At 26.5% G+C, this 21853-nt stretch carries 14 protein-coding genes; 5 read left to right on the top strand and 9 right to left on the bottom strand.

The window, feature by feature from the left end:
- Positions 1-9: 9 nt before the first annotated feature.
- The 4 genes from recD to QIA21_RS03815 are packed head-to-tail and all read right to left on the bottom strand — an operon-like array spanning position 10 to position 10044.
- Positions 10-1842: an exodeoxyribonuclease V subunit alpha gene (gene recD, locus QIA21_RS03800; protein WP_301393186.1), complete on the bottom strand. Its 1833-nt coding sequence runs from the start codon at positions 1840-1842 to the stop codon at positions 10-12.
- Positions 1839-5348, bottom strand: coding sequence for an exodeoxyribonuclease V subunit beta (gene recB / locus QIA21_RS03805; RefSeq protein ID WP_301393187.1), 3510 nt, complete (start codon positions 5346-5348; stop codon positions 1839-1841). The genes recD and recB overlap by 4 nt, the downstream gene beginning before the upstream one ends.
- 5 nt (positions 5349-5353) lie before the next feature.
- The gene (locus QIA21_RS03810; RefSeq protein WP_301393188.1) at positions 5354-8593 is read right to left on the bottom strand and encodes a PD-(D/E)XK nuclease family protein; all 3240 of its coding nucleotides are present in this window, start codon (positions 8591-8593) and stop codon (positions 5354-5356) included.
- Positions 8594-8598: 5 nt separating this feature from the next.
- Positions 8599-10044 (bottom strand): nicotinate phosphoribosyltransferase, encoded by a 1446-nt coding sequence (locus tag QIA21_RS03815; protein ID WP_301393189.1) that lies wholly within the window; start codon positions 10042-10044, stop codon positions 8599-8601.
- A gap of 131 nt (positions 10045-10175) precedes the next feature.
- Between QIA21_RS03815 and zwf the strand changes: the two genes are divergently transcribed.
- The 3 genes from zwf (at position 10176) to QIA21_RS03830 (ending at position 14700) form a co-directional block, all read left to right on the top strand.
- A complete protein-coding gene (zwf, locus tag QIA21_RS03820) occupies positions 10176-11612 on the top strand; it encodes a glucose-6-phosphate dehydrogenase (RefSeq protein ID WP_301393190.1) in 1437 nt (478 codons plus the stop codon).
- A gap of 290 nt (positions 11613-11902) precedes the next feature.
- Positions 11903-13246 carry a Na+/H+ antiporter NhaC family protein gene (locus QIA21_RS03825; RefSeq protein ID WP_301393191.1) on the top strand — a complete coding sequence of 448 codons (1344 nt, stop codon included), beginning with the start codon at positions 11903-11905 and terminating at the stop codon, positions 13244-13246.
- Positions 13247-13344: 98 nt separating this feature from the next.
- The gene (locus QIA21_RS03830) at positions 13345-14700 is read left to right on the top strand and encodes a Na+/H+ antiporter NhaC family protein (RefSeq protein WP_301393192.1); all 1356 of its coding nucleotides are present in this window, start codon (positions 13345-13347) and stop codon (positions 14698-14700) included.
- 31 nt (positions 14701-14731) lie between these two features.
- On the opposite strand, the gene QIA21_RS03835 is transcribed toward QIA21_RS03830, so the two are convergent.
- The 5 genes from QIA21_RS03835 to ylqF all read right to left on the bottom strand — a co-directional run bounded on the left by QIA21_RS03835 (position 14732) and on the right by ylqF (position 19364).
- The gene (locus QIA21_RS03835; RefSeq protein ID WP_301393193.1) at positions 14732-15778 is read right to left on the bottom strand and encodes an ABC transporter substrate-binding protein; all 1047 of its coding nucleotides are present in this window, start codon (positions 15776-15778) and stop codon (positions 14732-14734) included.
- 19 nt (positions 15779-15797) lie between these two features.
- Entirely contained in the window at positions 15798-16589 is a 792-nt protein-coding gene (locus tag QIA21_RS03840) for an ABC transporter permease (protein ID WP_301393194.1), read from the bottom strand.
- Positions 16590-16592: 3 nt separating this feature from the next.
- Positions 16593-17396, bottom strand: a complete 804-nt coding sequence (locus QIA21_RS03845; protein ID WP_091972284.1) for an ABC transporter permease — start codon at positions 17394-17396, stop codon at positions 16593-16595.
- A gap of 5 nt (positions 17397-17401) precedes the next feature.
- Complete coding sequence (locus QIA21_RS03850; RefSeq protein WP_091971878.1) at positions 17402-18445, bottom strand: ABC transporter ATP-binding protein; 1044 nt, start codon at positions 18443-18445, stop codon at positions 17402-17404.
- 79 nt (positions 18446-18524) lie between these two features.
- A complete protein-coding gene (gene ylqF, locus QIA21_RS03855; protein ID WP_091971876.1) occupies positions 18525-19364 on the bottom strand; it encodes a ribosome biogenesis GTPase YlqF in 840 nt (279 codons plus the stop codon).
- Positions 19365-19533: 169 nt separating this feature from the next.
- Between ylqF and QIA21_RS03860 the strand changes: the two genes are divergently transcribed.
- Both QIA21_RS03860 and QIA21_RS03865 read left to right on the top strand, forming a co-directional pair.
- Positions 19534-20238, top strand: coding sequence for an N-acetylmannosamine-6-phosphate 2-epimerase (locus QIA21_RS03860; RefSeq protein WP_301393195.1), 705 nt, complete (start codon positions 19534-19536; stop codon positions 20236-20238).
- Between the two features lie 44 nt (positions 20239-20282).
- The gene (locus QIA21_RS03865; protein ID WP_301393196.1) at positions 20283-21827 is read left to right on the top strand and encodes a maltose/glucose-specific PTS transporter subunit IIC; all 1545 of its coding nucleotides are present in this window, start codon (positions 20283-20285) and stop codon (positions 21825-21827) included.
- Positions 21828-21853 lie beyond the last annotated feature (26 nt).

The following is a 21853-nucleotide window of genomic DNA, read 5'->3' on the forward strand; positions in this document are numbered from 1 at the left end:
GTTTTTAATTTATTTGTCAATTTCTTTTAATGAATTTAAGTGTTCTAGTATTTTTGAATCTCTTTTGCTAGATTTTTTACTTAGCTTAAGAATAGTCTCTTTATTAGAAATTATTTCTAAGCTATCTTTAGCTCTTGTTATTGCAGTATACATAAGCTCTTTTGTCAAAAAAGGGTTATTTTCTAATATTACTTTTATATGTTTGTATTCAGATCCTTGGCTTTTGTGTATTGTTGTGGCGAAACTGAATTCATAATTTGTTAGTAAATCTAAATTTATTTTTTTATATTTTTCATTTTTTCTTTGGAATAAAACATAAAATTTAGAATTTTCATTAAAAATGATGCCCCGTTCTCCATTGAATAATTTATTTTTATAGTCAGTTTTAGTTATCATTATTATTTGACCAATAAAGTTTCCATAGGTTTTTTTTAGATAAGTTTTTATTATTTCATTTAGTGTTTTAGTTCCAAATTTTCCAAAATTTTTTGAACTTAAAATTATATTTTCAAGTAAAGTTTCAAGTATTGTTTCGATTTTTGATTCTTTTAGTAATTTAAGATTAAAAGTTGATATTTTTCTATATAAATTGTTTGTATATTCTATTAGATCTTTTTTCAAGTTTATTTTTTCTATTTCTTTTAATTGAATATTTTTATTGTTATTAATATATTTGCAAATTAAGGTTTCATCTTCTTTGTATATGGCTTTTGAGAGCAAGTGTATTTCTTTATTGCTTCTGAAATTTTCTTTAAGATTTTCTACATTATCGTTATTTATTTTTTTTATTCCTAGAAGACTTGAATATACATTTCCTTCATTTATCGATGGAAGTTGATTTTTATCTCCCACCATTATTAATTTAGTAGTTATTGGCGTTGCTTTTAATAACTTTAAAAAAGTATATGCATCTACCATTGAAGCTTCGTCAATTATTATTATGTCAAAATTTAGTTGATTTTCTTCATCATATAAATTTTTTTTGTTTATAAATTTGATTCCCAATAATTTTTGGATTGTATTGCATTCTATTTCTAAATTTTTGAATGAATAGTCGATACTTGTTTGTAGCCTTAAGCTAGCTTTTCCTGTAGGCGCTGTAATTGCTACTAATCTTTTTTTATTATTGTTTAATGTTTTATTAATTGCTTTTAAGATATAGTTAATAGTTGTAGTTTTGCCTGTTCCAGGGCCCCCGCTTAATAGAAAGAAGTTGCTTTTTAATGCCTTTTTAACTGATGTAATTTGCTCTTTATTTAAATTATTGGTGTTAAAATTTGATATTATATTTTGTATTTCGTTATCATTTAATTCACTTTTATAGTTTTCTAATCTTTTTATAATTTGTTTTATTAACTCTTCTTCTTCTCTATAGTTTTTTTGAGTATAAATGTAGATATTGTTTTCCAGAATTAGGGGAGTTGTAATCTTAAGCTTGTTAAATTCCATTAATATGTTGCTTTTCTTTAAAAGTGAAATTATATTTTCAATAGTTTTTAGATCTCCAAATGTTTCTAACCCTTTTAGCATTTTTATTAATTTATTATAACCTTTATTGCTTTTTTCTAGGTTGTCTTTTGTGAATGTTATTGTATTTTGAATATCTTTTGCTAATAGATTTATATCAGCTCTTAAGTGGCCTTTGTCAAAGTAATTAAATAAGAATATTAAAAATATTACAATGTTTTCATTGTTTGTGGGTTTTGCAAGTGTTTGTGCTTTATAGCAATTTTTTTTATTGATATTTAAAAGTTCAATTATTTCATAAAGTTTAAGCTCGGGAGTTAAGAATTTTTTGTTTTTATCTTTTAGAAATTCTCTTAATACTAAAAAATCTCTCATAGGTGCCTTTTGATACTTAATTCTAAGATGATTTCATCTAAATCCACGTCATTAAATTTTGGAATATTAAAATAAATGCCATTTTCAAATTTTGATTGCAAGCATTCAATGTTGTCTTTGAATGCTCTTGTAAAAAGATATATTATTCCACCAAATTTTTGATTATATTCTTTTTTGTTTTTAAATAATATATTTTTTATTCCAAGTGCATATATTTTATATTGCAAATCATAATATTCTTTTTTTACTATATTTTCTAAATTTGTTATACTGTAGTCCTCTTTATCTTTTCCAAGATAGTTTGTTTTGTAATCCAGGATATATATTTTATTATTAGCTTTAAATATGAGATCTACTATTCCTTTTAAGTATCCGTCATTTAGTTTTATGTGAAGGTTTTCAAAATGATTGTCAAAAAGATGTTTTTGTTTTTGAAATTTAGGATTTATTTTGATTAAAAATTCCATTTCTTTTTGTAATTCTTCAATATCACATAAACGAATATTAATTGCTTTTATGTTATAAGTTAATATATTATAAATCATTTTAGTTAATGAATTTTGTATTTCTATTGTATTGAGATTTGAGTTGATTTTTTGTATTTGTTTTTCAATGATTTCAATGTTATTTTTTTTAAAATTATCAAATGTATCTTTTGCCGTACTAAAGATTATTTCCTCCATTGCAGCATGCAAAATGTTTCCGATATCTTTTCCTTTAGGTAAACTATCTTCTAATGTAGGGTCGTAATCAAGATCTGCTTCTTTTTCGTAGTTGATATTTTTAAAATCATAATTTTCATAAAATGCTATATGATTAGCTTGTGCTGTTAAACTTGAAAAACTAGATGTATATTCTTTTTTAAACATGTTTTTAATTATTGGTTTTGGTGGGATTAATTTTGTATTCAGATTTGTATTGTTCTTTTCTTTATTAAATTTCTTTTGGCTAATAAATTCATATATGTTAAAATCTTGTTTGATATTGTCAATAGTAAAAACTTTTGCCATTTCTAATAATTTGCTAGTTATGCTATTTATTTTTGTAATAAATAGAGCAAATTTAGCTCTTGTTGCTCCCACATAAAATATATTTTTTTCTTCGCTTAGTATTTTTAGTCTTGCATATTTTTTGTTTTCTTCTAATTTAAAAAAGTCATATCCAATCTTTCCGTCTTGATAAAATTTGTAAAAATGATTTTTTTTTGAAAAAACATTGCTATTTCCTATTGGAGTTGTATTTATTAAGAATACGATGTTCATGCTAAGTCCTTTTGATTTGTGTATTGTCATTAACTCTATAGATTCATTATCATTATTTATATTATTGGTTCTTTCTTCGATGTTTTCGGGCTCTTCGTTTATTATTAGATTTTCTAAAGTAGAGATTAAAGATTGTATGTTTTGTTCTTTATGGTATATTTTAGAGATGGTCTCAAGTGCTGTTTCATAGATTCTTAAATTTTCAAGCTTACCTTCTGCAATAAGAAGACCTTTGTAATTTATTTTATTTTTTGCCCATTCAATAATTTTTTGATCTTCGGTTTTATTTGCAATTTTGATCCACAAGTTTTTTTCGAATGCGATTTTGTTGATTGCATTTATTAATGTTATTTCATTTTTTTCAAGCAAAACTATTATATTTTCAATAAATTCTTCTATAAGGTGAATTTTGTCTTCTGTTATTAAAATTCTTTGTAAATTCCATGGCACATTTAACATTTTACTGTTTAGAATATAATTTAAGGTTTTAAAACTTTGTTTTCGGTCTAGGCACTTAAGAATATAGAAAATTTCGTTAAATTCTTTGGTTTTTAAAAATTTTTCTTGAGCTTTGTTTGTTTGGATTTTCTCTTTTTTTAATGCTTTATCTATTAAATTGATTTCATTTTTTCCTCTACAAAGTACTTTAATGTCTTGCATTTTAATATTTCTAATTTTATTGTTCTCAGCAATTGTTCCATATGCAAGTAAATATTTTATTGTTAATGCTGTTTTTTGGTAAATATCTTCTTTGTTTTCGGCATTTGCGGTTATTATATTTACCCCTTCTATTTCTTGTCCGTTAATGAAAATGCTATTATTGTCATTTTTTTGATTTGAAAGTGAATTGGTAAATTCAATTTTTTCAATTTCATCGGCTATTGCGTTATTGTATATATTATTAAAAATTCTATTTAAAGGCTCGATGAGTTTTTTACTTGATCTGTGATTTGTTTCTAGGACAATTCTAGCATCTGTGTTAATTTTATTTTTTATTTTTTTGTTATAAAATGCAATGTCTGCTTTTCTAAAGGAATATATTATCTGTTTAGGATCAGCTATGAATATCAATTTTATTCCTGCTGTTTTTAATATTTTAAATATTTCGATTTGTGTTAAGCTTAAATCTTGTGCCTCATCAATTAAAATGATTTTGTATCGATTTTTGATTGCATTTAAAAGTTTTTTGTCTTCTGTTTTTAAGTAATTTTTTAAATTTGAAATTATGTAATTTTGATCTATTGTGTTTGTTGATTTAATAATTTTCTCTAGTTCTTTTTCTATGTACTTTAGTATTTTGTATTCAACTTTTAAAAGAACATATTGCTTTAAATTATTTCTATTTTTATTTCTATTGTCTTCTGATTTATATTTTTCATGTTTAATATTAATTCCTAAATTGATTAAATCATTTTTAATATTAAGTTCTTTAGGTAATAATTTAGCATTTTTTTTAATTTCTTTTTCTATTAGAGTTGAAAAAAATTTATTTTTTAATAATGTTTCTGCTATTTTGAATATGTTGCTTTCTTTAGAGAATTGTATTTCAAGTTTACCAGTTTGAATATGTTTATTATAAAAACTTAATATTTCATCTGTTGTCATTTTATCCAAGTCTTCTATTATTTTGTTGTAATCTTTGATCAATTCTTCTTTTTTAAGAAGAATTTTTTCAAATGGTGTTTGAATTTTAAGCCAATCTCCAAGTTCTTGAGTTGCATCTCTCTCGTAAGCTTTTTTTATTTTTAAAACAATCTCTTCTGTTTTTTTAGCATCAGATTTAAATACCTTAAGTTCATAGTCTTTAATATCAAGATCTTGAATTAAGCTATCTGATTTTCTTAGAAAGTCATAAACTATTTCTTCTATTTCTTTTGAAAATTTTTCTTTAGGTTTGTATTTGGAATAATTTTCTGTTTCAATTTGAAAATTATTTAAAGCATGTAATGCGAATTTATTGATTGTTGATATAAAGAGTTTTTTTGATTGCTCATATGTTTCTTTAAAAATTTCATTTTTTTTTGAGTTAAAATAAGCATTTTCTATTGCTTTTAGTATTCTTGTGTGCATTTCTTCTGTGGCTTTGTTTGTAAAAGTTAATACCAAGATTTCATTTATGGAGTATAGTTTGGTTTTCATTAAATTTATAACCACATTTTCAAGTATGTGAGTTTTTCCAGTACCCGCCGATGCTTCTATTAATATTGTTGCGTTATTTTGAATTTTTTCTAGGATTTTATCCATGAATGTTAATTTTTTGTCCTTACAAATTTAATATAAAATTTTTCTATTAATATTAGTAAATTTTCGTCTAGCTTGAAATCATGGGTATCTTTAAATCTATTATAGTAATCACAAAGCGTTATTTCGCTAATTTTTAAGAATCTCTCATGTGCTTTGCTTGTGAAATAAGCTTTAGAGGGGTTTTCTATTTCCATTTTTATGAAATTCTTAAAACAATTTGAAAAATTATTTTGATTTGTTTTTGTTAAAGCTTTAATTATCAAGCTTTGGTAAATTGGAGTTGGATAGCTTGATATGTATGCAAATTGCATAAGCATATTTTCAATGTCATCAATTATTATTTCTTTGTGGTGATATGAAATAGTTGTTTTTGAGGATAAGCTTTCAAGATCAATTTTTACTTCTGTTAATGAATTGAAATTTTGTATTTCTTTTTTTACTAGCAGTCCTGTTATATATAAATCTATTTCATCTTTTATTTTATCCGGGATGCTGCAATAGTCTTTTTTTACAAAATTTAAATAAAAATAATCGTTTTCGATTTTGTATACGTTCTCAATATCTTTTTTTAATTCAAATTCTATATTTTTTTTTTGGAAATTTAGTTTTATTTTTTGACAAAATTTAATGTTGGTTTCTGTCATTACTGAAAGCTTTTTTAAGTTTTCAGTAGCATTGAATTTTAATTTATTTATTTTTTTAAAGACATCATCCACAGTCGTTTTTTGATTTATGTTGAAAGGAATATTTCCTTGTTGTATTTCATATTTAATGTGGTTTTTAATAATTTCTATTGCTTTATTTGCATCATCTTTTTTCCCCATTATGTATTCATGCAGCGGTATTGAATTTTTTATAAGTTTGTAAATAATCTCAATAGTGTTGAAAATTTGTTCTTCTTGTTTTTCTTTGATTTCATTTTCTAATCTTATGTCTTGTATTTTAACGTTTAAAGTTTTTTCATAAAAATGTTTGTAGGGATTAGAAAGTGCGTTTTTCAATTCGTATAAATTTAGCTTAATTGGGCTTTTTAGTTGAATTTTATTTTGTTTAAACTTAATTGGTTGAGAATTTTGTATTATTTTGGCTATATTAAAGGCTTCTAAATCATAGTTTATTAAATAATTCTCTTTTGCATCTTTAAAATATGCTAAGTCATGGTTTTCATTTGGATGTTTTTCTATTTGAAAATTTTTTTCATACTTTTGTATGTGATCAAGTATTTTGCTTATTGTTTTTGACATATTGATTTCTGGGTTTAGATTATCTTGAAATGAGTAGTAAATGTAAAATTTTTCCGATGTTGCAAAAATTAAATTAAAAAGCGCTGTGATTGCTTCTTTTTCGGTGTTCTCATATTCATAGTACTCATTTAATAAATTCATATTATCATAATCTATTTTAGAGTTGAATTTTTGAAATCCCAAAAAATGAATTTCTTTTTTTTGAAGATATTCAATTTCTTTGTAATTGGCAATCAATATTCCATTTTTTTTATACATTACTCCGTATTTTTCTTTTTCAAGACTTTCTTCAAGCATAATCTTAAAAAGATAAAATTCAATTTTTATTTCATTAATTTCTTTTAAATAGTTTTTGCAAAGATTGTCATTAAAATCTTTGGGAAAATTTTTAAAAGATTTTATTTTATTTTGTAAATATTCATCAGTTGTATTAAATTCTTCAAGATCAATATATTTTTGAATAAAAATATCTATTATTTTTGCCCATTCATATACTTTATATGTTTTATTTTTAAAATAGTTTATATCTTCGTACAAACTTTTTACTATTGTTATAAGTTTTATTATTGATTCTTGATCTTGAAATCTTACGGTTTCTTTTTGAAATTCCTCTTCGTATTTTTCGTCAAATATTTCAGACATTAAAAATCGATTAAATCCGTCTTCCCATGAGTTTAAAAAGTTTTTATCATACTTTAAATTTTCTTTGTGAATGTTGTTTGCTCCAAAACTAATGTTCATTGCATCGCTAAATTCTATTAAATAGTTTAATTCAGATGCTGATATATTAAATTTTTTCATTACTTTGTTATTACTTAGCAGATTAAATACTTCTTTTCTGCTGAAATTACTAATTGTTTCGTTTTTTGATATAAAAAGATCCATTAGCCTTTTTAAGGCTATTATACTTTCTCCTTTTGATAAATTGTTATGACATAGGACACTATATTCGATTTCATATTTATTTAGGCACTCTTCTATATGTGGTAAATATTCATTAAATTTTTCTTGTAAACAAGTTATTGCTATTTCGCTTAATTTTAGGTTATTTTTTTGTATTGAGTGTACTATTTGGTTTGCTAAAATTTCTACTTCACGTTTTTGATTCTTAGCTTCTATTATTTTGAAGCTATCGTCTAATTTTGAAAGCGGAGTTCTTGCTATAATGTTATTTTTAATGCTTGTTAAGAAATTTTTACTTTTAAATAATTCAATATCTACTTTTTCTAAAGCCCGATATTCTATTGGGTTGATTTTTTCTTTTGTTAATAATAATTCCTCAACAAGAGTAGATTTATAGTTGAGCAAATCTTCAAAGATTAATACATGCACTTCAAAATCAAAAATTTTTTCTAAAGAGTTAAGAATTTTTTTTTCAATTTCTCTATTATTGCCAATAAATATTATTTTTTTAATTTCAATTTCTATATTTTTTGTTGGCTTTTCTAGAATTATTTTTTTGTTTAAGTTTAAAATATTTTTTTGCTTTTCAAATAGCTTTTGAAATAATTCTTTTTGCATGTTTTCGTAGGGTTTTAAATTTTCTTCTTGGAATAAAAATCCATTGTTTTCCCAGGTTTCAATTAATTTTGAAAATTTTGAGTAATAATGGTGGAATAAATCTATTATTTTTGATGCAAAAAAGTATCTATTTCTTGTTGATTTGAAATCTTTTATGTATTTTAGTTTTTCAGTTTTCAATATGTGATATAAAATGAATTTTTCTGTTTCCAAGTAAAATGAAAAAGTGTTTTTTTCTATGTATTTTTTTATATTGGGATTTTTTAAAGAAATTTCATATATGCTTTTTACAGCATTCTTTTTAATATTTAGATTATAAGAAATCCCATTAAGTTTTGCCATAGTTTTTTTAATTTCTTCTTTTAAAAGATCGTTTTTTACTATGATGAGTGTTTCTTTTTTAAAGATACTGTCGTTTTGAGTTAATTCTTTAATTTTATTATAAATTTTATTTACTTTGTTAGTTTTATATATATTCACAGATATTAATTGCTTTTATTATCTTCTATGAGCTTGTTTTTCAACTTTCTTAAGTTTTTACTGATACTCACTTTGTATATGTGGGGATTAATTATTCTTCTGTAAGTATGTTCAAGCTTGCTTAAGTCAAGTTTTGCTTTATTTCTAATATTGCTTAAACTAGATTCATAGCCTTTGCTAAGTTTTCCATTTTCTAAGACAGTGTGAATCAAAAATTCAAAATTATCATATTGTTTGATGATTTTGAAAACGTTGTCTTGTATTGGATGAAAAATGGCAAGTTCCTTTCTTGAATCTAGATGATCTTTGATTTGATCTTTTTCTTCTTTTAAAAATATAAAATCAAAGATCATTTGGCCATTTAAATAGATTCTTGCAACTTCTTTTTGGGCGGGTAATGTTGATTTTTCTGTGTTATTTGATATTTTTATTTTTGGCATAAATTTTCCATTTTTTTCTATAGAGATCATTTTATATACTCCTGAAAGGTTTGGATCTCCTTTTGCTGTAACTAAATTTGTTCCAACACCCCAAATATCAATTGGAGCATTTATTGAATTTAAGTACATAATAATATTTTCGTCAAGCTCATTAGACGCAATAATTTTTACGTGATTTAATCCATTTTGGTTTAATTCTTTTCTTGCTGCTTTGCTTAGATATTCAAGATCCCCACTGTCAATTCGTATTGAAAAATTATTTTTTTCGTCTCGTTTTAGTTCCTTAAATATTTTAATGGCATTTTTTAATCCACTTTTAAGTGTGTCATAAGTGTCAATTAGTAAACTTACTTTGCTTGGGTATGTTTTGGCATATTCTCTGAATGCTTGTTCTTCATTTTCAAAACTCATTACCCAGCTATGAGCCATTGTTCCTGTGACTGGTATGTTGTATTTATATCCAGCAAGCATATTGCTTGTAAAGTCTGCTCCTCCTATGTAGGCAGCTTTGCTGGCAGAGAGTGCTCCATTTATTCCTTGCGCTCTTCTTAGTCCAAGTTCTGCTAAAATTTTTGCACCAGATTCTTTTATCCTTGCGGTTTTTGTTGCTATTAAACTCTCAAAGTTTAATATATTTAAAACCAGCCCTTCTATTAATAGTAATTCTATTAGATGTCCTTCAATCACAGCTACTGGTGTGTAGGGAAAAACTAGACGACCTTCTTCTATTGCGCTTATTTTTATGTTTAGTTTGAATTCTTTGAGAAAGTTTAAAAATTGTTCATCCAATATATTCAAGCTTTTTAAATATTTAAGTTCATTTTTATTGAAATGAATATTTTTTAATTCATTAATTAATGTATGCATTCCGGCTAAAACAATATATCCATTTTTAAACGGTGTTTTTCTAAAAAATACTTCAAACTTTGCTTTAGGATTAATACCTTTTGTAAAATAAGCATTCATCATTGAAATTTCATAAAAATCTGTGAATAGTGATAGATTTTTCATTCTCCTTATTATATACTAGTTTTGTTTATAAAAAAATAATATTTAATTTTAGCCTAATTTTTATTTGTTAATATTCATGAATATATATATTTTGTAATATATAATAAATTGGCCAGATTGGACTAAATTCTATGAAAGAAAAAAGTGTTTCTAATTTTGATATTGTAATTTTTGGGGTTACTGGGAATTTGTCTAGAAAAAAACTTATTCCTTCGCTTTTTAATTTATTTAAAAATAAATGTATTAGCAATTTTAGAGTTATTGGCTTTTCTCGTAAAATTTTTACAGATAAAGAATTTAGATTGTATATTAAAGATTCTTTATGGCAGGAAGAGACTGATTCTTTGATCGAAATTTTTTTAAATTTTTTTATTTATGTATTTGGTGATTTTAATGAAAAGGAGCCTTATCTAAAATTATTTAAATTTTTAGATAAAAGCCGAGAAACAATATATTACCTTTCAACGTCTCCTATATTTTATGGATCAATAATTAATCATTTAAAAAAGTATTTTTTAAGCGAAAGATTGACTTTGTCAAAAATAGTTCTTGAGAAGCCTTTTGGTTCTAGCCTTGAAACGGCAAAAAAATTAAATTGTTTGCTTTATTCTGCTTTTAGAGAAGATCAAATTTATAGAATAGATCACTATTTGGGTAAAGAGACAGTTCAAAATATTTTTACATTTAGATTTGGTAATTCTATTTTTGAAAATATTTGGAATAATCGTTATGTAGATTTTGTTCAGATTACGGTGGCTGAAGAATTGGGGCTTGACGGAAGAGCGGAGTATTACGATTCTGTCGGAGCTTTGAAGGATATGGTTCAAAATCATATTTTACAATTGTTAAGTCTTGTTGCAATGGAATCTCCTATTAAATTTGATTCTGAGTTTATTCATGATGAGAAGGTTAAAGTTATAAAAAGTTTGAGAAAAATTAGCAAAGAGGATATTAAAAATTGTATTGTTAAGGGACAATACGTAGGTTCACAAGTTCAAGGAGTTTTTAAAAAAGGCTATAAAGATGAAGCAGAATCATTGGGAAATTCAAATACCGAGACTTATTTAGCTATGAAGGTGTTTATTAATAATTGGCGTTGGTCCGGTGTTCCTTTTTATCTGAGAACTGGCAAAGGTCTTGCTAGGAAATTTTCAGAAATATACATTCAATTTAAAAAACCAAGCTTTACTCTTTTTGACAATAGCTCTGTTGATTTTTCCAATGCTTTAATATTTAGGATTCAGCCAAGAGATGGAATTGAAATTAAATTCAATACCAAGAAACCCGGATATAATTATGAAATCCAGACTGCTAATATGGAATTTTCATATCACGGTACATTTAAAAGATTGTTTGATGAGGCTTATGAGCGTTTGTTGTTAGACGCTTTTTTAGGGGATGGCACTTTATATGCTACAAGTGATGAGATTGAAAGTTCTTGGGAATTTGTTTCAGATGTTGCAAATAAATGGGCAGATATTGAAATTTGTAATTATTTTTATGGGTCTGAGGGCCCAAAAGAGATCGATTCTATTTTAGAAAAAGATCATTTTTGGCGAAAAATTTGATTTTCCAGTTTTTTAAAAAGACAAATGAGATAAAAATTTTTTTATAATTTATTCCTATTTATTTTTAACACTTACTTTATTGCAATTTAATACCATCAGGTTTTTATTTCTTGCAACTTAGTAGTAAAATTTTTGATAAATTTTATTTTTCTTTTTTAATATTTCAAGAAAATTGGGGATTTTGACTCTTGAGCCTATTGTAAATTTATGTAGCGATTAATAATTTGAGTTATTATTAAAAAGTATAGTTATCTTTTTTAATAATAGGTGCTTATATTTAAAGGATGTATATGGAAAATACTGAAGTAAGAGTTCAACCAAATTTTTTTGGGCTTGTTCCTTTTTTTGTCTTTATTGTTATTTATTTAGGTACTGGAATTTATTTAGGAGTTCTTGGCGTAGAAATGGCCTTTTATCAATTGCCGGCCAGCGTTGCAATGTTTTTTGCTTCTATTGTTTGTTTTTTAATATTTAAAGGAAAATTTTCCGACAAAATTCATATATTTATTAAAGGGGCCGCTCAGTACGACATTATACTAATGTGTCTTATTTTTATGCTTTCAGGAGCTTTCTCTTCTCTTTGCAGAGAAATGGGTTGTGTTGAAACTGTAGCAAATTTGGGGATTAAATATATTAATCCCAATTGGATTGTTTCTGGTATATTTTTTATAACTTGCTTTCTCTCTTTTTCTGCAGGAACTTCTGTTGGGTCTATTGTTGCAATTGCTCCTATTGCTTTTAATATTGCTGTTAAAAGCAATATTAATCCTAATTTAATAGCAGCATCTGTAATGTGTGGAGCTATGTTTGGAGATAATCTTTCTTTAATATCAGATACAACCATTGTTTCTAGTCGAACTCAAGGTAGTAGTATCTTAGATGTTTTTATTAGTAGCAGTTTTTATGCTTTTCCATCTGCTATACTGACTTTTTTTTCTTTTTTCTTTCTTTCTGGAAATTTGCTTAATACTACAAACTTTTTACATGAAAGTTCAATAGATTTGGTGAAAACCGTGCCTTATTTAATAATTATCTTTTTTTCTTTGGCCGGAATGAATGTTTTTTTAGTCCTTTTTTGGGGTATTTTTTCTATATGTCTTATTAGTGTTTTGTATGGTAATTTATACTTTCTAGATGTAATGAAAAATATTAATAAAGGATTTTTAAATATGGCAGATTTAATTTTTCTCTCAATTTTAACAGGGGGAGTTTCTTTCACGGTGATTCATAATGGAGGCTTTAAATGGTTACTTGTTAAATTGAAATCTTTGATTAAAGGAAAAATTTCAGCTGAATTTTCTATTGGGACTTTCGTTTCAATAGTCGATGTTTTTCTTGCTAATAACACGATTGCCATACTTATTTGCGGCAAAGTAGCAAAAAAAATAGCTTTTGAAAATAACATCAGTTTTCAAAGAAGTGCTTCTATTTTAGATATGTTCTCCTGTATTTTTCAAGGTATTATTCCTTATGGTGCTCAAATGATTATTTTAGTAGGCTTTTCAAATGGACTTGTGTCGCCTATTAGTGTTTTGCCATTTTTAGTTTATTTTGGATTTTTATTGTTTTTTGTTATTTTATCTATTTTAGGAATTGATATCAAAAAGCTTTTTTTATATTTTTTAAAAAAATAAAAATTTTGAAAATTTTAAGATATGCATTGTTCAATTTTTATTAATTTTATTTAGAATCAATTGTTTTTAATTGTATTATAGATTTAGGAGGTTTGAAATTGGAAAGAGAAACTAATATAGTTCCAAATTTTTGGGGACTTGCGCCCTTTTTTCTTTTTATAGGGATTTATATTGGTACTGGACTTGTTCTTTATTTTAATGGTGTAGAAAGGGCATTTTATCAAATGCCTCCCGTATTTGCTATGTTTGTTGCTATTGTTTTGACATTTATTGTTTTTAGAGGATCTTTTTTAGCAAAAATGAATAAATTTATTGAAGGTTGCGCCCAACAAGATGTTATTTTTATATCTTTAATATTTATGTTGTCTGGTGCTTTTTCCGCTGTTTGCAAAGAAATAGGAAGCGTTGATGCTGTAGTGAATATTGGTCTTAAATATGTTCCATTGAATTTGCTAGTATGTGGCATTTTTTTAATTACTCTTTTTTTGTCTTTTTCTACTGGAAGTTTTATGGGAACTGTTGTTGCTGTTGCTCCTATTGCTTTAGAACTTGCAGATAAGGTAAACATTCCTCTTCCATTGGTTGCTGGTGCCATTCTTAGTGCTGGTGCATTTGGGGACAATATGTCTTTAATATCAGATACTCCTATTATTTCAAGTCATACTCAAAAGGTTAATATTGTTGATGTTTTCAAAAACGGAGCTTTTTATACTTTCCCAGCAGCAATTTTAGCAAGCATTGTTTTTGCATTTTTAGGACCTTATTATAGTAAGGCTAATAGTTTTATTATTGAATCTGGTGATATAAATTTTTTTAAAATTATTCCATATATTTTTGTTATGGCCGTTGCAATTTCAGGCTTTAATGTATTTTTAGCCTTGTTTTTAGGTATTGTTGTTGCTGGTATTATTGGGATTTATTACTCAGATATTACTTTTTTATTGCTGGCTAAAAAAATCAATGAAGGATTTTTAGGCTTAGGGGAAATGTTTATTCTTGTTGTTTTTACAGGCGGAATTTCTTATATGGCAATTAAGTATGGAGGGTTTGATTGGTTACTGTTAAAGTTGCAAAAAGTGTCAAAGTCTAAGAGGACTTCAGAATTTGTGATTGTGTTTTTAGTTGGCATTTTAACTGTGTTTCTTGCAAATAATGGACTTGCTATTTTAATGAGTGGTTCTGTTGTAAGATCAATAACTAAGGAGAACAATTTAAGTTCAAAGCGTATTGCAGCTTTACTTTGTATGTCTTCGTGCTTTTTTTTAAGTATTTTGCCTCATAGTATGCATGTTATAGCTCTTATAGATTTTACAAAAGGAAGGCTTTCTCCTTTTGAGATTTTCCCATTTTTAATTTATCAGGGATTTTTAGTGTTATTGATTGCTTTGTCTATAATTGGACTTGATATAAGATTAGTATTTAAATTTCTTTTAAATATTGACCGAAAATCTTAAAAACTTTTAAGATTTTTTTGTTTTTAAATATTTAAGAAGATAGATTTAAATATATTTTGAGCATTTCCTCTTTTATTTTTTTAGGTATTTTTCTAAAGATTTCAAATTTGGAAAAATCTTTTGGTAGAAATTTTTCTTCTAAATACAATTTCATTTCAGGATTGTTTTTTGCTTCTTCTTCTATTCTTTTTATTACATTTTTATTTGGAGAGTTATATCTGGTTTCTTTGAAATTTTTATAAGATGGTTCATTGTTGTATAGAAAGTTTATAAACTTGTAAGCCAAGTTTTTATTTGGAGCATCAATAGGAATTACAAATGCGTCTATCCATAGATTGGTGTTTTCTGGCGCATAAAAATCCAAGTTTCTATCTTTTAGCATGGCGCTTTGTGCTTCACCACTCCATGTAAGTTGAATAGATGCTTCTTCATTTAGCATTAATGATTTTGCAGGCACATCTGAGAAATATCCGATTAATAGTGGATTTTGGATTTTTAAAAGTTCACCAGCTTCTTTGATTTTGTCTATATTATGTTCATTTATTGAGTATCCAAGCTTTTTTAAAGCGACTCCAATATTGTCTTTAGGAGAATCCAACATTGTAATCTCCTTTTTATATTTTTTATTAAATAGTATGTCAAAACCTTGCATGTCATTTAAATCTATTTTGGTTTTATTGTAAAGTATTCCCATTAATCCCCAGTAAGCTGGTACTGAATAAAGATTGCCAGGATCATGTTCTAGGTTTGTTAGATTTTGAGAAATATTTTTTGTTACGTTTGGCAATTTTGAGTAATCTAATTTTTCAATTTTGCCTTCATCGATTAATTCTTGGATTAAATATTCTGATGGAACTATTATATCGTAGTAGTTTTTTGTGGTGTTAAATTTAGCTATCATTTCTTCATTGTTATGAAAGATTTCATAATTAATTTTTATATTATTTTCCTTTTCAAATTGATCTAATAAGCTCTCGTCAATATATTCTGCCCAATTAAATACGTTTAAGGTTACTATATCTTTTTTAGCGCAAGTAAAAGTTGTAAGGATTGTTATTAATATAAAAATTTTTTTCATAAGTACCCCTTTTTTTGTTTTAAAGCTCAGCATCTGTTGTTAATTTTTTAATTCCTATAAATTTATTAATAATAAACAAAAGGCTTAATATTGCAAAAAACAATATAGCAGAAATAGCATTTATTACGGGTTTAATGCCCCTTTTTGTTAGCGAGTTTATTAGAATAGCTAAATTATTAAATCCTTGTCCAGTAGTGAAAAATGATATCAAAAAATCATCTATTGATAACGTAAAGGCAATAAGAGCTCCAGTTGCTATATTCCCGACGATTTCTGGATAAATTATATTGAAGAATATCTGAATTTCTGAGGCTCCAAGATCCTTGGCGGCATCAATAATATTATTGGGAAGAGAATATAATTTGGGCAAAATTATTATTACTACGTACGGTGTTGAAAAAATTATATGTGATATTAGCATTGTAGAAAATCCCAATTGCATTTTTATTGCGGAATAAAATGTCATTAAGCTTATTCCCGTTACGATGTCTGGATTAATTATTGTTATTTTATTTGCTGACAATAGTATTGTTTTTAATTTTTTGTTTTCTGATTTGTAGATTGCGTAAGCACCAATAATTCCAATAACAACAGATGTTAAAGATGAGATTGTAGCTATTAAAATGGTATTAAATATTGCTGATTTGATTTGCCTTGAGGAAAAAATTTCTTTATACCATTTTAGACTAAATCCTTGCCATATAAATCCACTATCACCAGAGTTAAAGGAATAAATTATTAAGATTATTATTGGGAGGTAAATAAAGCTGAGTATTAGAAATAAGAAAATGTTTTTAAAAGTCCTAAACATACTTTACTCCCCATTATTTTTTTGCATTAATTTTATTATTATTAAATTAAAAATTAATATTACTAACATTAAAATAAATGAAATTGCAGCTCCAGTATTCCAGTCTTCTACGAAAAGAAATTGTTTGCTTATTAGGTTTCCTATCAAAATTTGTTTAGAGCCTCCTAGCAAATCTGAAATGACAAATACTGTGATTGAAGGAATAAATACCATAATTATTCCTGTTGCCAGGTAAGAGAGTGTTAAGGGTATTTTTATATAAATTAGTGTTTGCCATATTCTTGCTCCAAGATCTTGTGCTGCTTCAATATATTCTGATTTGATTTTTAAAAATCCTGTATATATTGGCAAGATCATGAAAGGTAAAAAATTATATACCATGCCTATTGTAACAGCTTGTTCATTGTAAAGAAGATCTAAATTTCCAATTCCAATTTTTTCAAATAAGTTGTTGATAAGTCCGTTTTTTCCAAGTATTCTCATCCACGCGTAAGTTCTAAGCAATGTATTTATCCACATGGGAAGTATTATCATTATTATTAATTTGTTTTGAGCACTTTTTTTTGATAATGAAATTAGCCAGGCAGCGGGATAGCCTATTAAAATGCAAAAAATTGTTGCTATTGTTGCTAGTTTCAGGCTTCTTGAAAAGATGCTAAGATAACTTGGGTTTAAAAGTCTAATAAAATTATGAATTGTAAATTCATGTTTTTCATTTAAAAATCCCAGCAATATGATTATTAGTAAAGGAAGTATGCTAAATGTTAATAAGAATATAGAGTACATAATTAATATCAATTTTTTCACAATTATTATTCCTTATGCATAACATGAATATCATCAGGTTCTAAAAATATGTCAACCTCTTCTCCAACTTTTGTAAGTCTTGTGCTTTGAACTATCCAATTTGTTTTTTGAATTTCTAGAGTCATTTCATAATGAACCCCTTGAAAAATTGCAGATATTATAGTTCCGCTTAGATGTCCTTTTCCTTTTGGGAGTAGTTTTATATCTTCTGGGCGTATTACAAGGTCAACTGATTCTTCAGCTTCAAATCCTTTGTCAAGGCATTCAAATTCATGGCCGAGCAAACTTACAACCAGCTCTTTTTTGTATGTTCCATCAAAAATATTACTTTCTCCAATAAAATCGGCTACGAATTTTGTTTTAGGTTCATTGTAAATTTCTTCAGGTGTTCCTACTTGTAGAATTATTCCCTCATTCATTACAACAATTCTGTCGCTCATTGTCAATGCTTCCTCTTGGTCATGAGTGACGTATATGAATGTGATTCCAAGTTGGCGCTGTATTTTTTTTAATTCTTTTTGCATCTCTTGTCGCATCTTTAAATCAAGAGCAGAAAGTGGTTCATCTAGTAATAAAAGCTTAGGTTCCATTACCATTGCTCTTGCTATTGCAACTCTTTGTTTTTGTCCCCCCGATAGTTCGTTAATATTTCTGTATGCATATTTTGGCATTCCTATTAACGAAAGAGATGTTTTTACTTTTTCTTTTATTATATCTTTTGGTGTTTTTTTCATTCTAAGCCCAAATGAAATATTGTCAAAAACATTCATATGTGGGAAAAGTGCATAATTTTGAAATACAGTATTAATTTCTCTTTCATTCGGACTAATTTTAGATATTTCTTTAGAAAAGAAATAAATTTCTCCATTTTTTTGATTTAAAAAACCACCCAATATTTTTATTAATGTTGTTTTTCCACATCCAGATGGGCCTAATAATGTAATAAACTCATTTTTTTTAATTTTTAAATTTATGTTATCTAAAGTTTTGTTTCCATTGTTATCATAATAATGACTTAAATTTTTAATCTCTAGGATACAATTATCCAACTAATTCCAACCTCCTTATGGCTGTATTTAATACAAATCAAGATTATACTTAATATTATTGTTTATGTAAATGCCTTTTTTAAAAGGCATTATAATTCTTGTCAAGAATTATTTTCCCAAATTTGCCTTCTCTGAATTCTTTAATTAGTATTTTTGATGCTTTCTCAAGGTTGAGTTCATTTTTTTTATGGATTAATTTTCTTGCTTTTGCAAAATTTTGTAGAATATCAAGTGAATTTTTATGATATATTTCGTATTTTTTTAGTAAAATATTTTTATTATTTTGGTCCATTATTTCAAGTAAATATAATGCAAGATCTATATTGTCTACTATTTCATTTTTGATTATATCCAATATTGCAAGTTTTTTTGCAATTGATTGGTCTGCTAGGTTATGCCATAAAATTCCCGGCATATCAAAAAGATTGATTTCTTCAGTTATTTTTACTATTTGTATATTTTTAGTATATCCAGGTTTGTTAGCAACTTTTGCGCTTTTTTTACCAGATAATAGATTTATTATTGAAGATTTTCCAACATTCGGGACCCCAATAATTAAAACCTTTATTTTTTCTTTATAATTTTTTATCTTTTTAACAATGACCAATTTTTTAATACTATCTAATATTTGCTTACGCATTCCTTTTTTGTAAATATTGCTTATTATTACAGTATTGCCAAGATTTTCAAAATATATTTTCCATTTTATAATTTCAGTTACTTGAGCAATATCAGATTTGTGCAAAAGAATTATTTTGGTTTGATTTTTAATAATTTTTTCAGTTAATGGATTTTTACTACTAAATGGAGCTCTAGCATCAAGTATTTCTAGCACAATATTGGTTTTTTTTAAATTATGCTTTATCAGATCTAAGGCTCTTTTCATGTGGCCAGGAAACCAGTTTATTTTATTTATCATGCTTAAATTATAGCTTAGTGTGTATTGAATAATAAATTATTTTTGTTTTTATGTTGTTAATTTGTGTTATATGTTAATTTTCTTTAAAAGAATTGTTTTTTTTAAAAAAAAAATATAATCTGTATTTAAGTTTTTGTATTTGTTTAAAAAAATAAATTTTATAGGAGGTTTGATTATTATTGCAAAAATTAAAAGAGGGTTAATAGTATCTTGTCAGGCTCTTGAGAGCGAGCCTTTACACAGTAGTTTTATTATGTCTAAGATGGCTTTATCGGCTAAAATAGGTGGAGCTGTTGGAATAAGAGCCAACGGAGTTAATGATATTGCTCAGATTAAGTTGGAAGTTGATTTACCAATAATAGGTATTATTAAAAAAAAATATAATAATTGTGATGTGTTTATTACTCCCACCATGAAAGAGATCGATGAGCTTTGTGATGAAGGAGTAGATGTAATTGCCCTTGATGCCACTTTTAGGAATAGACCTAATGGCGCATTACTTGATGATTTTTTTGAAAATATTAAAAAGAAATATCCAAAACAGTGTTTGATGGCAGATATTTCTTCTTTAGATGAAGCTATTAATGCCGATAAATTGGGATTTGATTTTATTGGAACAACTTTGTATGGCTATACAAAAAGTACTAATGGTATGGATATTGCAGATAATGATTTTAATTTTTTAAAAACCTTGATTAATGCTAATTTGAAAGCTACTTTAATAGTGGAAGGAAAAATAGATACCCCTTTAAAGGCTCAAAAGTGTTTCGAAATGGGAGTTGATTTAATAGTTGTGGGAGGAGCTATTACAAGGCCTGTTGAGATTACTAAAAAATTTGTAGAGAAAATAAATCGGGTTAAAAGAGAATTTTAAACATTATAAGGTTAATTTATTGTTTATTTTAGGAGGTTTTTATTATGTTAAAGGCTTTTGAACGAGCTCAAAAATTTGGACGTTCTTTAATGCTTCCCATTTCTATTTTACCAGCAGCGGGGTTGCTTTTGGGGATTGGTGGCTCTCTTTCTAATCCAGAAACCGTTAAGTCGTATGCTTTTTTGGATATTTTTTTCTTGCAATCAGTTTTCAAGATAATGAGTGTATCCGGTTCTATTATTTTTTCGAATTTAGCTCCAATATTTGCTATTGGGGTTGCTGTTGGACTTGCCAAGTCTGATAAAGGTACGTCTGGAATTGCAGCATTTATTGGTTATCTTGTGATGAATGCTACTATTGGGGTTTTAATTGATGTATCAGGGAAATCAGAGTCTTTCTCCAGTGGTGCTGTGGGATTGATTCTTGGAATTAAGACTTTAGAAACCGGGGTTTTTGGCGGAATTATAGTTGGTATTCTGACTTATTATCTTCATTCTAGGTTTAACAAAGTAAATTTGCCCAAGGTTCTTGGATTTTTTTCGGGATCTAGATTTGTGCCGATTATTGTTTCTTTTTCTAGTATTTTTCTTGCTGTAATTATGTTTATTTTTTGGCCATTTGTACAAAATGGAATTAATAAGGTAGGAGGTCTGGTAGATTCAACAGGTTATATCGGAACGCTTATTTATGGAATTTTTTTAAGGATGCTTGGCCCTTTTGGTCTTCATCATATATTTTATTTGCCATTTTGGACAACAGGCCTTGGGGGATCTGTTATTGTTGATGGAAAGTTGATTGAAGGGACTCAGAATATTTTTTTTGCAGAACTTGCTACTCAAGGTACGGATAAATTTTTTATTGGAACTAGTCGTTTTATGAGTGGGCGATTTATTACCATGATGTTTGGTTTGCCTGGAGCTGCGCTTGCGCTATATTACACAGCAAAGCATGACGAGAGGGTAAAAATTTTTGGTCTTTTGATATCTTCGGCCTTAACATCATTTTTAACAGGCATAACAGAGCCCCTTGAATTTTCTTTTCTTTTTGTAGCTCCCATTCTTTATGTTGTTCATGCTATATTTGATGGATTTGCTTTCATGCTAGCGCACATTTTTCAAATTACAATAGGTCAAACGTTTTCTGGAGGGTTTATTGATTTTATTCTTTTTGGCATTTTGCAGGGAAATTCAAGAACTAATTGGATTTTGGTGCCAGTTATAGGTATTGTTTGGTTTTTTATTTATTACTTTACTTTTGTATTTTTAATAAATAAGTTTGATTTTAAAACCCCTGGTAGAGCACAAGATTTAAATTCTGGAGATTCTTCAAATTTTAAAAGTAGTGAATTTGAAGAAAATTATGCTTCTAAGGTTATTGTTGGACTTGGAGGTGCTTCAAATATTGTTGAGCTTGATTGTTGTGCGACTAGGCTAAGAATTACAGTAAAAGATGCTCTTAAAGTTTCTGAAAAAATTTTAAAAAAAACGGGTTCTAAAGGAATAATTATTAAAGGTAATGGGGTCCAAGTAGTTTATGGATCAGGTGTTAGCGTTCTTAAGAACGAAATAGAAGAATTGCTAAATGATTGATTTTTTTAATAAGTAAATAGCCTTGA

The sequence above is a fragment of the Borreliella japonica genome (genome assembly GCF_030438115.2).
Lineage (GTDB): Bacteria > Spirochaetota > Spirochaetia > Borreliales > Borreliaceae > Borreliella > Borreliella japonica.

Excerpts from the sequence above, each read along its gene's own strand:
- recD (WP_301393186.1), bottom strand. The coding sequence starts at position 1,842 with ATGAGAGATTTTTTAGTATTAAGAGAATTTCTAAAAGATAAAAACAAA.
- recB (WP_301393187.1), bottom strand. The coding sequence starts at position 5,348 with ATGGATAAAATCCTAGAAAAAATTCAAAATAACGCAACAATATTAATA.
- QIA21_RS03815 (WP_301393189.1), bottom strand. The coding sequence starts at position 10,044 with ATGAAAAATCTATCACTATTCACAGATTTTTATGAAATTTCAATGATG.
- zwf (WP_301393190.1), top strand. The coding sequence starts at position 10,176 with ATGAAAGAAAAAAGTGTTTCTAATTTTGATATTGTAATTTTTGGGGTT.
- QIA21_RS03825 (WP_301393191.1), top strand. The coding sequence starts at position 11,903 with ATGGAAAATACTGAAGTAAGAGTTCAACCAAATTTTTTTGGGCTTGTT.
- QIA21_RS03835 (WP_301393193.1), bottom strand. The coding sequence starts at position 15,778 with ATGAAAAAAATTTTTATATTAATAACAATCCTTACAACTTTTACTTGC.
- QIA21_RS03840 (WP_301393194.1), bottom strand. The coding sequence starts at position 16,589 with ATGTTTAGGACTTTTAAAAACATTTTCTTATTTCTAATACTCAGCTTT.
- ylqF (WP_091971876.1), bottom strand. The coding sequence starts at position 19,364 with ATGATAAATAAAATAAACTGGTTTCCTGGCCACATGAAAAGAGCCTTA.
- QIA21_RS03865 (WP_301393196.1), top strand. The coding sequence starts at position 20,283 with ATGTTAAAGGCTTTTGAACGAGCTCAAAAATTTGGACGTTCTTTAATG.